The sequence below is a fragment of the Aquimarina sp. BL5 genome (assembly GCF_003443675.1).
GTDB lineage: Bacteria > Bacteroidota > Bacteroidia > Flavobacteriales > Flavobacteriaceae > Aquimarina.
In genome coordinates, this window is the sequence record NZ_CP031963.1 from 2,510,434 (window position 1) to 2,524,018 (window position 13,585).

The following is a 13,585-nucleotide window of genomic DNA, read 5'->3' on the forward strand; positions in this document are numbered from 1 at the left end:
AATTTCACATTCAATATAAAATTGAAATATATGAAGGCAGTAACCGAAAAATTAATGTTCCTTTTATTTTTTACATCATTATTTGCTTGTAAAGATAGTAAAGTGGTTAAGGATGCTACAGAAGTGAAAAAAGAACTTATTACCTACCAAGAGAATTGGGAAAGTTTAGAGCAATACAAAATTCCGCAATGGATTAAAGACAGAAAGTTTGGGATCTTTATTCACTGGGGACCAAACTCGGTAGCTGAGTTGCATACCGATTGGTATCCGCAATGGATGTACCTGGATAAAGGAAGCCTTAATCACCAAACAGGAGAAAGGATCAATGATAAGCCCCATCCTGCATTTGCGTATCACAAAAAAAAGTTTGGAGATCATAAAGATGTTGGGTATAAAGATCTTATTCCCTTATGGATTATGGAAAATTTTAATGCTAAAGATTGGGTTGATTTATTTAAAAAATCTGGTGCTCAATATGTTGTTCCTGTTGCGGAACATCACGATAGCTATGCATTGTATGAATCTTCAATAACAAAATACAATGCTGTTAATATGGGCCCTAAAAAAGATGTTTTTAAGGAATTAACAGATGAAATAAAAAAACAAGGTTTAGTCTGCGGAGCAAGTTCTCATCTGGCATATAATTGGAGTTTTTATAATCAACAAGATTACTTTGATACCGGAGATCCCGAATATTCTGATCTCTATGCACCACTTCATGAGCCAGGCACCCCTGTAAGTGAAGAATGGTTAGCCACTATATGGTGGCCTCGAACAAAAGAAATTATAGATAACTATGAGCCAGACATTCTTTGGTTTGACTTTTTTCTAGACAGACCTGAGTTTGCGCCGTATCATAAAAAATTAGCGGCATATTATTATAACTCAGGATTAAAGAGAGGGAAAGAAGTAGTATTACAAACCAAAAATCACAAATATCCTTCCTATCCAGAAGGCACACATATGCTAGATTTAGAACGAAGTAAATTGGATGATATTCGAAAAGAATACTGGCAAACAGACACTTCAATAGGAAAAAATTCTTGGTATTATTCAGAAAATTGGATCCCTAAATCTTCAGGAGAATTAATTGCTGATTTGGTAGATATTGTAAGTAAAAATGGATGTTTATTACTAAATATAGGTCCTAGAAAAGATGGAATTATTCCTGAGGATCAGAAAAAAACACTTTTGGATATCGGAAAATGGTTAGAAATAAATGGAGAAGCCATTTACGGTTCTCAATATTGGGAAGTATATGGTGAAGGACCTACAAAAACTGAATTAGGTCACCTTTCAGAAAGTAAAAATAAAAGTTTTACCAAAGAGGATATTCGATTTACTACAAAAGATAACACTCTTTATGCGTTTGCATTAATTCCTTCTGAAGACGAAGTGAAAATCAAATACCTAAACAGTTCAAACATCGATATTACATCTATTGAATTATTAGGATATGATGGAGATATTACCTTTGAACAAACTTCAGATGTTCTTACTATTGAACTGCCTAAATCAACAGGGTTAGAGCATACATTAGTTTTTAAAATAATTTAAAAATTAGTATCAATCAATGCCAAGATTAATAAATATAAATCCCAAAACTTTAAATGAACTCAAAGAATTTGGAATTCTTTTACTGCTCTTTTTCGGGTTAATATCTGTATCGTATTCTCAAAATTCAAGTGTCCATAAACCTCCAAATGTTATTTTGATTGTCACTGATGATCAAGGTTATGGTGATTTAAGTTGTCACGGTAATACATATGTAAAAACTCCCAACACAGATAAGCTTTATGAAGAATCGGCACGATTTACAGATTTTCACGTAGATCCAACGTGTGCACCGAGCCGAGCTGCGTTACTAACAGGAAAATATTCGCACCACGTAGGAGTTTGGCATACCGTTAGTGGTGGAAATCATCTTCGCACCGATGAAAAAACTATGGCCGAAGTATTCAAATCATCGGGATATCGAACGGCGTTATTCGGAAAATGGCATTTAGGTTCTAATTATCCATACAGGCCTATAGATCGAGGATTTGATGAATGGTTAGGTCAGGGTGATGGAGGAACGGGCACTACCGATGACTGGTTTGATAATGACAGAGTCAATGATTACTATTGGCATAATGGTGAGCGTGAAAAAAAGGAAGGTTTTGCACCAGATATTTTTTATAATGAAGCGATAGATTTCATAACCAAAAATAAACAGAGCGAAAAACCATTTTTTATCTATTTACCAACATATCTACCTCATCATCCGCACACATTACCAAAGAAATTGCCAGCGATGAATAACAACACAGAAGTATCAGATTATGTTTCTTACTTCTTCAAAGGAATAGAACATATAGATCAAAATATAGGTCGGTTAAGAGAGGTACTTGCTGAATCCAAATTATCAGAAAATACGATTATCATTTTTATGACTGACAATGGTGGTACTGCAGGCGTAAAATTATTCAATGCAGGAATGAGAGGCAGTAAGGGAGATGTTTATGAGGGTGGTCATCGTGTTCCCTTCTTTATACATTGGCCAAAAGGAAAAATTAATCAAGGAACTAATATTGTGAATTTGACCGCTCATATAGACGTGCTACCTACATTAATAGAATTATGTGGACTCACCCTTGATACCAAAATTGATTTTGATGGTGTAAGCTTAAAAAGGCACTTATATAATCCGGAAATCCCATTAGAAGAAAGAACTTTGTTTGTAGAAACTCAACGCACATTTACATCAGAACCATGGTTACAGACAGTAGGTATGACCAATGATTGGAGATTAATTGATAATACGGAGCTTTATAACATTTCGGAGGATCCTGATCAATCTGATAATATAATAGATGAACATCCAGGCGTCGTAAAAAGAATCCGTGAGGAGCATAACAAATATTGGTCACTTGTTTCCCCTAGAGATAGAGAGCAACCACTTTTTATAGTTGGACACCCAGATGATACTGAAACCTATCTAACAACTTCAGATTGGTACCTTCCCAATGTTCCCTGGAACCACGCACAATTGGCTAAGGGAAACTCAGAAATAGGAGAATGGAATATTAAAATACATCAAGAAGGTACGTATCGATTTGAAGTTAGGAGATGGCCCAAAGAAGCCAATGCTACTATCAATGGAATTCCAACTTTTAATAAAAAAATAGATGCTTGGAGTGCCTCTGGTGGTATTGAAAAGCTGATTTACGGCGATGAAATAAAATCGTTACCTATTAAATTTATAAAAATGGAAATAGGTGACTATTCTGAGACTAAAAGAGTTCGTAAAAAGGACAAACAAATTATATTTGATGTAAAACTTAAGCCTGGCAAAATTAATGTAAGAGGGACCATGCTAAACATGTTGAAGAACACAATCGCAGGAACTTATTATGTCTATATTACACTTCTATAATCAATTTTTAGTAATCTTCAATTCATAAAATCTAAGTTAAAAAATTGGGTGGTTTTAGTGAACTTTTGGTTAGAAACCGGATATTAAAACGTAGCAAGTTCAATAAATCGGTTCAATTCCTAAGTTTACTATTTAACACTTAAATGAACCGATATGTTATTTGGATAAGCACGAATTAGTACCCCTTCCCAGAAATTAGATTTACAAAACTCATATTATGAAAAACCTGTAAAAATTAAGGGAAAAATTAGTCTTTTAAATTTATTTTATTAACTTTAAAAGCAACAAAAAATTATGAATCACCCCATATCTGAAGATTTCTTCGGGTATGGGGTGATTTATTAGAATTATATACGAAAAAGAATAAATCTAAAAACCTTAAAAAGTTATGTTTATTTAAAAAACGTAAAACAAATTCAATCATTGTTTTAAAATTACTACTATTATGATTAAAAAATTACTTTACACATTTTCTTTTTTCTATTTTTCATTTTTATCTGGCCAAGAAATTATCGAGACAACGGTAATAACATTTGACCTATCAGAGCCTTCTCAGAATAGTATTATGAACTCTAATTCTAAAAAGATACCACGCTTGGTAGTACCAACAGAATCACCACTTGCAATTCGATTGACCGGAGGGAATCCTTTTCGGTACAAATATTTGCTCAATTATAAATTAGTTAACCAATATGAGGCTATACAGTACGATCCATTAGATTCATTGCAAAATCGATTTAAGAGAATATCCAAAACTGATCCGATTGTTAAAGATTCTTTGATTGATAATAACAATTTAAAAAAAATAGAACTAAATCTAAAAAGATTAAATCGCGATTTTGACAAAATAGAAAAAAGTATTAAAACATATAAATCGTCTTTGATATTGTATGATGATTTGAACTTAGAAAAATATAAAAAGCAGATTTTAAATTATAAGAAAAGCTTTGAAAGTGGACTGTTAGAGTTTACGAGAATTATTCAAATCTATGATCAATTAGAATTTGATGGCATTGAACAGCCAGAAACTACTCTCTATGAAGAAAATGAGTACCGACAAGAACAGGATATAGAAGAAAATAGACCAGACTTGAGTGATGAACCACGAACTAGCTATTTAAGAGGTAGAGAAGAAGATAGAGAAAATCCAAATAGATTTTATAATAGTGTGGTATCGAGTGGTTTTGAAACATTTAACATCGATTCATTAAAGGACAGCATTGAAGACAAAATAAAAAAAATAAATGTTATCCTAATAGAGTTGATGAGCGTCAAAACGGATTATTATACTTTGCCAATCGATCTTAATGGCCAAAATATAGACTACGTAGAGTTTTTAATACAAAGATTTGAAATTAATAGTTCAACTCCTTATGATTCTTATTCTCCAAAAGTATGGATTAGAGGAGGACTTAAGTTTGATGTAAGCGCTGGTATTTTTATAACTAATTTGAGTGACAAACAATATTTGCTAATAGATGATCCTTCAAGTGATTCAGGAAACAAAATTATAAAAGAGAGAAGTTTAGGTGATTTTGATTATGGCATAGGGTCAATGTTGAATTTATCTCTTCGAGGTGGGTCTTGGGTAAGACCAGGTATTAGTTTGGGGCTATCTTTTTCTGAAAATCAAAGCTTTCAGGGTCTAGCAGGGATTAATATAATTTTAGGAAAAAGTCAAAGATGGGTGTTTCACTACGGATTATCAATGGGATCAATTAAGGAACTAGCCTCTGGATTTAAAGTTAATGAATCCAGAAATTATGATTTTACAACCTCAGAATCAATACCTATCGATGAAAAATTTTCCTTTGGTCAATTTTTCGGGTTCACCTATAATTTCAAAATATTAGAATCAAAAGATAAAAGTTTATTTCGGAAATAGAAAGGGATGTTAACACAATAAAAGTTCAATAAAACGATGGTTTTCGAATCTTTTTATATAAAGCTACATGCATTTACTTTTGGTAATTAATAAATATTTTGTAGATCTTTCTTAGTAATGAAGAAGATGACGTCCAACTTTCTTTTAGGTAATAACAACATAAGGTGTGTTCTGTAAAAGGTTAATAAAAAACTTCTCCCTTTAATTTTTAAAACCCAAAAACTACCCTAAGAGGGTGGGAAAATTTATGCTGTTATTACCTATATTTATAAACTAAAAATATGTCTTATTTATAACAATGTTATTATGAAAACTAAATTTCTAGAATTACATGAGTTTACAATACTATCAAGAGAACAATTAAAATACATCGTAGGAAATGGTGGTGGCACTGCCTCTGGAGGTGGAGGTGGAACAGTTACTTGCGCTGGCATAACTGCTAGTTATGTTGTTAGTTCACATAATAATTGCTGGCATGGCTCGGATAACGGTAATTATAATTATTGCATGAATTGTGCGTATGCATGGAAGTGTGGCGTTGGTCAATGTGTGTAATGTTTTACACAAAGTTTAAAATAATGAAATAAAACAATTAAAACCATTTGGTAGAAGAGTTAATATTTTCTTAAAAAGAAGCTCAGTAATAAGATTATCAATTCGTTATTTATTTTTGTAATTTAGAGCAACGAAAAATTTAACAACCCCATATCCAAATAATTTGGATATGGGGTTGTTTGTTTACAAATGAAAGCCTAATAAATCTATTAGATAATAACTGAAGTTCAATAAAACGATTGCTTCTTCATTAGATTTAATTAAAGGAAGATAACGTTTTTAGATAAAATGCAGAAACTATATTAAATGGAGATAAGAAACGTGTCAAACAGTTACAAAATAAAGACAAGAAATTTCTTAAAACAAAAAAGCCTTCAAAATCAAAAGATTAAGAAGGCTTTAAGTACTCGGGACGGGACTTGAACCCGTACGTCCTAATGGACATTGGATTTTAAGTCCAAATTTTGACAGTCTCAAAAAAACCAAAAAAAACCGTAACGCCCCAATAACACTAGCAAAATCAATACTTACAAGGTTTTTTAAAAATCATAAAAAACCAAGGAAAACCGTAAAATGTTGAAACTATGTTGAAACCAGATTGATTATATTTGCATTATAAAAGTAAAATATCTGTATGGCTACTACCAAACTAATGTTATATAAAGGCAAGAAAAAAGAAGATGGGACACTCCTTCTATCACTTAGAATTACTCACAATAGAAAAGCGAGTTATTTGTTTTTTGATTGGCTGTCAGAAAAACATTGGGATAGTAATCAAATGAGAGTTAAAAAATCACATCCTAATGCACAACGATTAAATCATCGAATCATACAAAAGTTAGCAGAAGCAAATGATTTCATCCTTGAATTTGAAACCAAAAGAAAATCATTTACATCTACAGATATTGTCAATGTTCTTAAAGACGGGAGAAAAGATAGTTCATTTTTTAAGCTAGCAGAGGAATATATAAATGAACTCAGGACACAAGGGAAATTCAACAGAGCAAACCCAGACAGTAGTAGGATAAAATTATTTAAAGAATTTCTTAAAGGTTCAGACATTCAATTTCATGAAATCGACACTGCGCTTTTAAAACGTTTTAAAACATATATACTTACCAAAACTAATCAACGAGGTAACACATCTGCAGAAAGATCTGTAATGAATACGTTTGTAGTAATTAGAACACTATTTAACCGAGCAATTACCGAAAGAAGAGCTGACCAAAAAGATTACCCTTTCGGAAAAAACAGAATCCAGATCAAGTTTCCCGAAACAGTCAAGATTGGATTAGATGAAAAGGAGATTTCCGAAATTGAATCATTAGAATTAGAACACTACTCTCCTATTTGGCATACCCGTAATGTTTTTCTTTTTTCTTTTTACCTAGCTGGTATAAGAATCTCTGATGTATTAAATGTTAGATGGTCCGATATACAAGATGATCGTATTATTTATAGAATGAATAAGAACAATAAAGTAGACTCCTTAAAATTATCTGATAAAGTAAAGTCTATCATCAATTATTATCGCCACGACAAAAAAAGTAAACACGATTATATTTTTCCTGAGCTAAAAAAAGCCAATCAAAAAGACCTAAAAGATATCAATGCCAAAGTAAAAACCGCTGTTAAAAAGTTCAATAAATATCTAAAAGATATTGCTCTCCAAGCAGAAATTGATAAAAAAGTGACTACCCACATTGCAAGACATTCTTTTGGTAATATTGCGGGTGATAAAATATCTCCTCAGATGCTTCAAAAACTCTACAGACATTCTCATTTGACCACCACTATTGGATATCAAGGTAACTTCATTCATAAAGATACCGATGAAGCTCTTGATAGTGTTATTAATTTTTAGGTTGATATTCCTCGTATCCCATTTGCCATAATGCAAAAGAAAAAGTATTTGCATACAATTCATATGCAGCCATTTTACCTGAATTTGATCCAGAATGCCCTTCATCCGTCTTAACTGCAAAAAGAATAGGAGTATCTGCAGCATTATATGCTTGTAATTTTGCTACAAATTTTGCAGGATCCCAGATAACTACACGCCCATCCTTCATACCTCCTGTGACTAAAGTAGCAGGATATTCCACTCCTTTTTTAATATGATGGTAAGAATCCATTTCTAATAGTGCTTCGAACTCTTCTTTTATTGCTACAGTTCCAAATTCTTTGATACTATTTTTTCCATTGGGTTGTATCTCAGAACGAACCATATTTAATGCTGGAGATGTCATGATAACCGCCTTGTATAAATCCGGTCGATCCGTCATAGCTCTTCCTGCTAAGATTCCTCCAGCACTTGAGCCCCATAAGGCAGTTTTATCGGGATTAGTATAGCCTTCCTTAATCATATATTCAGTGGTGGCAATCATATCTTTCCAAGTATTGGGTTTGGTCATTTTAAACCCTGCTTTATGCCAGGCTTCTCCTTTATATCCGTCTCCTCTAACGTGGGCAAAAACCAAAATGCCTCCATTATGAACCCAGGTTAGAAAGTTTGGATTAAAAGAAGCTCTTGCCATTTGTCCGTAAGATCCATACCCAAAAAATAAAGTAGGAGTATCTCCATCCCTATTAAGGTCTTTATCTCTAATGATGGTAATAGGAACTTTAACCCCATCATGAGATGGAATTTCCTTTTGTTCAACGACAATGTTATCAAATTGCGGATATTCATTGACAGGGATAAACAGATCTCTTTTAAACTCATTTTGGTAAACATCATAGAAATAATTAACAGAAGGAGAGGTTGTGCCTCGAGTAATTACTCTTAAAAAATCACTATCAGGACCATAAGAACCAATACTAATGTTTCCAGATTGTCTGGGTGGGATAATTTCTTTTTCTTCACCTCGGTGGGTCACAAAATATAATTTAGCTTCTACTCCATTCTTTAAGGTAGTATAAAACAACCCACTTTTTGTTAATGCAAATGTGATAATGGTTGCATCCTTTTTCTCAGGGACAAGAATTTCGGCATTAACCAAATCAGGATTTTCCATAGAAGTCCTTAATATTTGATTATGGACGACATCTTTAGAAGATAGATAAATTAAATCTCCTTCACTGGTAGCCCTAAATCTTTTTATTTTATCTTCTTTTTTAAATAATAATTTCCAGGATACGTTATTTGACACCACATCGGATTCTTTAGCATAATAAATATCATAAAAAGAGTCTGACCCACCTACTACACCAAACAGATACCCATCCTTAGCGTCATAGTTGTATATCAAAGGAAAATCCTCTGGGTTTATGTTATTTTCCACTTTACTGTCTTTAGAAAAAATAGTTACAGGGTTTTGACCTATTTTACACAAAACTGTTTTAGTGTCAAGTAAGAAATTTTTATCCGTTGGATCAGTAATAGGCGAATACAAATAAAAAACCCCAGAACTATCAGATAGCCATCTAACCCCAATAAACGAATGCAATACATTTTTTAATTTTAAAGGTAATATTTGTTTAGTAGCAACATCCATTATTAGACCTTGCGAAAGCTCCTGGCCTTTTTCACCTAAACATATTACAATTTTTTTTCCATTGCGATCTGGTTGGATATAGCTAATTCTATATTGTTCCTTCTCAGCATAATCTGAAGGATCGTATAGTAAAACTTCTTCATCTTCAAAATCTTTTCTATAATAAAGTTTTGCTACTTTTTCATCTCCAATAGTTTTACTGTAGAAATGAATTCCTCCTTTGGTTCTTTTAAATGATGTATATGAAAAGTTTTGTTTTTTATCATACGATTGTAACTGCTCAATGATCTTTTTTTTACCGGGAATATTTTCTAAATAATCAAATGCATAATCTCCCTGTTCCGTTAACCAATTTAGTACAGTAGAATCCTTCAAGTTTTCCAGATTCCTGTAGGGATCTTCTACCTGTTGACCATGATACGTATCTACAGCTGATACAGATGGTGCTATTGGAGGTTTGTTTATCGTATTTGATTTATTATCACATGAAACAATAAATAAACATAAAATGTGAATACTAAATAAACCTTTATAAAACAAAATTCTTTTCATAAGTACCAGAATTAAATATCTATTTTTTGACTTTAGAAATATGCTCTGCTAAAATTAACGCATTATAAGCATTTACTATCTTACCGGATTTAGAAAGTTCTGAGAATGGAATTTTAGGACTTTTCCTCTTGCCTGGAATTGTAACATTTAAATGATAACTATTACCTGAATTCATGATTATATTTTTTACATCTGAAGCATTCAAATTAGGATATCTATATCCTGAGCGAAACAAGAAATAGAAACCATTGAAAACACAAAGAATATTTTTTTCATTTTAATATAAACTATAATAAATATTACTAATTTTTGCTTTTTGATAATTTATCCGCCAATAATAATGCATTATATGCATTAACTACCTTACCGGATTTAGAAAGTTCCGAGAAGGGGATTTGTATTTTAGTTCCATCTTGTTGTTCGATTTCTACACTATTTTTATAATCCCTACCAGATTTCATAATAATATCCTTTATTTCAACGGCACTTAAATTAGGATAGTATCCCCATAAAAGCGCAGCAATGCCAGAAACTATTGGTGCAGCCATCGAGTTACCTTCATCCATGGTGTATTCGTTATTTATGCTAGTCGTTTTTATATTGACGGAGGGAGCGAAGATATCAACAGAATTTTTACCGTAACTAGAAAAGGAAGCCTTTAAACTTTTATTTATTCCTTCGGTAGAACCTCCAACAGATATGAAAATTTTATTATAATCGTAGTTTTTATTTTTTTCTGGATAGCATCTATTTTGTTCTTGATCTAAGTCTAAATTGTCATTACCTACAGATCTTACGAAGAGAACATCATTTTCATAGGCATATTGTAAAGCATTATATACCATTTTTTTATACATTGAAACATCTTTTGACGAGCTCATGTTAATCACCTTAGCTCCATTATCAACAGCATATCTAATAGCTAGAGCTATGTCTTGGTCATATTCATCACCATTTGAAGATATGCACAATGGCATAATTCTTATTTTATCGTATATACCTTTTATACCCAATTGATTATTTCTATTAGCGGCTAATACACCAGACACTAAAGTTCCGTGATATAACTTATCGGTATTCCCAGAAACATTAGGATTACCGTAGTTAGAATTTTTCTTGTTGTCCTCGGATAACAGGATTCTTTCATCATATTCCAGATTGAGATAGAAATCTAAATAGTTCTTATAAATACTAAGCGTTTGATCAATTTGATTTTGCGTCACTTTATAATCAATCATTTGTTTTACAGCTAGATAATGCTTTTTTAAGTTACTATCTGTAGTATCTATTTTAATGCTATCCAAATGTTCTTTACTGAAATCATTATCAGGAAAATAAGCCGTTAATTCTTTTCTTGCGGTTTTGTATTTTAGATCAATATTTTTAACATAATCATAATTAAATTTGGCTTCCTTAAGTTGATCATCATAAGCTTTTTTTGCTTTTTTGTACAACTTAAAATTTGAAGTATCTGGAACTTTAATTTGATCTATGTTAAGCCCTTCAAATTTTTCCTGATACTTCCTGACAATTCTGGTAATTTCAAAATTGGAGTGAATTATATTTTCTCCATTAGTATTCCCTAAAAAATTCCATCCATCAATATCATCGATGTAACCATTATCATCGTCATCCATAGAATTATCAGGTATTTCTTTATGATTATGCCATATTTGATCTTTGAGATCCTCGTGATTAATGTCTATTTCTGTATCAATTACCGCAATAACTATTTCTCTACCTTTTAATTTCTTTTGAGTTAAAACCTGGTTGGCCTCAGTTAAACTTATTCCAAAAACAGAATCTTTCGTTACATCTTTAAAATACCAAGGATCTGTTTTTTTATTTTCGGAAGAATCATTTTTAGTACTCTGAACCTGTGCATTAAACTTAAATGGCGTTAAAATTACAAAGTAGAAAAACAGTATACGTAACTCTTTGCTAAAAAGGGTTTCATTCATAAGTGTTCGAATATCTATTTTTTAGTTTTAGAAATCTGATCTGCTAAAAGTAATGCACTATAAGCATTCACTATTCTACCGGATTTAGAGAGTTCGGAGAAAGGAACCATTGTACTACCTTCGTCCTTTTGTTTTCGTACGACTACATCAAAGTCATAACGAGTTCCAGAATCCAAGATAACTTGTTTTACCTCTTTTGCAGAAAGTTTAGGATAATAAGCTCTTATCAAAGCTGCAATTCCGGCAACTACAGGAGAAGCAAGAGATGTACCTCTGGTAGAAGTGTAGGCATCATTACCATACTTTGTAGTATACATATCAACTCCAGGAGCAAAAACATCCACATGCTTTTTTCCATAATTAGAGAAACTAGCTCTCAGATTTTGTAAATCCCAGGTACTGGCACCAACAACAATAAAATTATCAACGAACTCTTTTTCCTTGGTATAATCATTTGGATACGATTTTTGAAGATCATTATTCATATTATTATTTCCTCCTCCTGTTATTAAAAGTACATCTTTCTCCGCAGCATATCTAATGGCATTCTGTACCCAATCTTCGTGTAGCGATAGAGTTTTACCCCAACTCATATTGATCACCTTGGCTCCATTGTCTACTGCATAACGTATGGCTAAAGCAACATCCTTGTCATGCTCATCACCGGTGGCTACCATCACCACGGGCATTATCTTGATATGATCCGAAAAACCTTTTATGCCCAAATCATTCGAGCGATTGGCACCTAATGTTCCAGCAACTGCGGTAGCGTGCTGAAAAGGCACATCTCCATACACTACAGGACTTCCATAGTGGTTATCATTAATATCATCGGGATTATCTCCCGGTACCGCTCGTTCGTTATGATCTACACGGAGAATTGTTTCTTCTCTATTTTTATAATTGCTGATATATACGTCCAATCCTTTTGGGGTAAGGTCATATCGTATCCCTTTTTGAACTCCTTCTATAGCATTTTTGGCAATCGAATCGTTTTCATACACCTGTAATAAACTATCTAATTCCACAAGCTTATATTCTTTTTTGGGATAGATACTATCTAATAAGGTTGTACCATATATGATCGCATCTTTAAGCAGCTGAATATTTTTTTGGCTTTCTTTATTTTCGACAATATCACTTTCCCATTTTTTATAAGCTTTTGTATACAACCCATAAGATTTTTGATCTTGATCAGATACTTGGTTCGCCTTTTTACCCTTAAAAAGAGTATTATATTTTTTAACTATCCTAGTACTTTCTAAATGCTCATATTTTACAAATTCACTTTTGGTATTACTTAGAAAATCCCACCCATTACTATCATCGATATAGCCATTCTTATCATCATCAATACCATTATCAGGGATTTCATCAGTATTGCGCCATATTTGATCTTTCAGATCTTCGTGATGAATGTCTAGCTTTGTATCTAGCACTGCAACAATAACCTCTTGTCCTTTATTGTCTTTTATAATTTCTCTATATGCTTTTTCTAAACTTACACCTGGGATAGTATCCTCTGCAAAATCTTTATGATACCAGGTTTTTAGTTCTTCTTTGGATAGCGTTTTTGATATGATTAGACCTTTTTTATTCGCAGAAGACGCCTTGGTCGTCTGTGCTGCTAGTGGACATTGATACCCCAGAAAAATCAGTATGGTTAGCTTTAAAATTTTTTTCATGGGATGATTTTGTTTTAATTGCCTACTTTTCTTTT

9 protein-coding genes are annotated in these 13,585 nt (G+C 32.4%); 5 read left to right on the forward strand and 4 right to left on the reverse strand.

Annotated features, from left to right (window positions below):
• Positions 1 to 30 precede the first annotated feature (30 nt).
• From D1818_RS10860 to D1818_RS10880, 5 genes are all read left to right on the forward strand, one after another.
• Positions 31 to 1,557, forward strand: coding sequence for an alpha-L-fucosidase (locus D1818_RS10860; protein WP_118458856.1), 1,527 nt, complete (start codon positions 31 to 33; stop codon positions 1,555 to 1,557).
• Positions 1,558 to 1,573: 16 nt separating this feature from the next.
• A complete protein-coding gene (locus tag D1818_RS10865; protein WP_118458858.1) occupies positions 1,574 to 3,415 on the forward strand; it encodes an arylsulfatase in 1,842 nt (613 codons plus the stop codon).
• 445 nt (positions 3,416 to 3,860) lie between these two features.
• Positions 3,861 to 5,300 (forward strand): hypothetical protein, encoded by a 1,440-nt coding sequence (locus tag D1818_RS10870; protein ID WP_118458860.1) that lies wholly within the window; start codon positions 3,861 to 3,863, stop codon positions 5,298 to 5,300.
• A 306-nt stretch (positions 5,301 to 5,606) separates the two neighbouring features.
• On the forward strand, positions 5,607 to 5,855 hold the full coding sequence (locus tag D1818_RS10875; RefSeq protein WP_118458862.1) for a hypothetical protein: 249 nt from the start codon (positions 5,607 to 5,609) through the stop codon (positions 5,853 to 5,855).
• A gap of 634 nt (positions 5,856 to 6,489) precedes the next feature.
• Positions 6,490 to 7,719: a site-specific integrase gene (locus D1818_RS10880; RefSeq protein ID WP_118458864.1), complete on the forward strand. Its 1,230-nt coding sequence runs from the start codon at positions 6,490 to 6,492 to the stop codon at positions 7,717 to 7,719.
• On the opposite strand, the gene D1818_RS10885 is transcribed toward D1818_RS10880, so the two are convergent.
• The 4 genes from D1818_RS10885 to D1818_RS10900 form a co-directional block, all read right to left on the reverse strand.
• Entirely contained in the window at positions 7,709 to 9,904 is a 2,196-nt protein-coding gene (locus D1818_RS10885; protein WP_118458867.1) for a prolyl oligopeptidase family serine peptidase, read from the reverse strand. The two genes, D1818_RS10880 and D1818_RS10885, sit on opposite strands and share 11 nt — an antisense overlap.
• 19 nt (positions 9,905 to 9,923) lie before the next feature.
• Positions 9,924 to 10,079 carry a hypothetical protein gene (locus D1818_RS10890; RefSeq protein WP_162897273.1) on the reverse strand — a complete coding sequence of 52 codons (156 nt, stop codon included), beginning with the start codon at positions 10,077 to 10,079 and terminating at the stop codon, positions 9,924 to 9,926.
• A gap of 127 nt (positions 10,080 to 10,206) precedes the next feature.
• The gene (locus tag D1818_RS10895) at positions 10,207 to 11,865 is read right to left on the reverse strand and encodes a S8 family serine peptidase (RefSeq protein ID WP_118458871.1); all 1,659 of its coding nucleotides are present in this window, start codon (positions 11,863 to 11,865) and stop codon (positions 10,207 to 10,209) included.
• A 14-nt stretch (positions 11,866 to 11,879) separates the two neighbouring features.
• The gene (locus tag D1818_RS10900; protein ID WP_118458873.1) at positions 11,880 to 13,550 is read right to left on the reverse strand and encodes a S8 family serine peptidase; all 1,671 of its coding nucleotides are present in this window, start codon (positions 13,548 to 13,550) and stop codon (positions 11,880 to 11,882) included.
• Between the last annotated feature and the right edge of the window lie 35 nt (positions 13,551 to 13,585).

What these genes read in the sequence shown, in the direction of transcription:
- D1818_RS10860 (WP_118458856.1), top strand. Translation starts at nt 31, where the DNA reads ATGAAGGCAGTAACCGAAAAATTAATGTTCCTTTTATTTTTTACATCA.
- D1818_RS10865 (WP_118458858.1), top strand. Translation starts at nt 1,574, where the DNA reads ATGCCAAGATTAATAAATATAAATCCCAAAACTTTAAATGAACTCAAA.
- D1818_RS10870 (WP_118458860.1), top strand. Translation starts at nt 3,861, where the DNA reads ATGATTAAAAAATTACTTTACACATTTTCTTTTTTCTATTTTTCATTT.
- D1818_RS10875 (WP_118458862.1), top strand. Translation starts at nt 5,607, where the DNA reads ATGAAAACTAAATTTCTAGAATTACATGAGTTTACAATACTATCAAGA.
- D1818_RS10880 (WP_118458864.1), top strand. Translation starts at nt 6,490, where the DNA reads ATGGCTACTACCAAACTAATGTTATATAAAGGCAAGAAAAAAGAAGAT.
- D1818_RS10885 (WP_118458867.1), bottom strand. Translation starts at nt 9,904, where the DNA reads ATGAAAAGAATTTTGTTTTATAAAGGTTTATTTAGTATTCACATTTTA.
- D1818_RS10890 (WP_162897273.1), bottom strand. Translation starts at nt 10,079, where the DNA reads ATGAATTCAGGTAATAGTTATCATTTAAATGTTACAATTCCAGGCAAG.
- D1818_RS10895 (WP_118458871.1), bottom strand. Translation starts at nt 11,865, where the DNA reads ATGAATGAAACCCTTTTTAGCAAAGAGTTACGTATACTGTTTTTCTAC.
- D1818_RS10900 (WP_118458873.1), bottom strand. Translation starts at nt 13,550, where the DNA reads ATGAAAAAAATTTTAAAGCTAACCATACTGATTTTTCTGGGGTATCAA.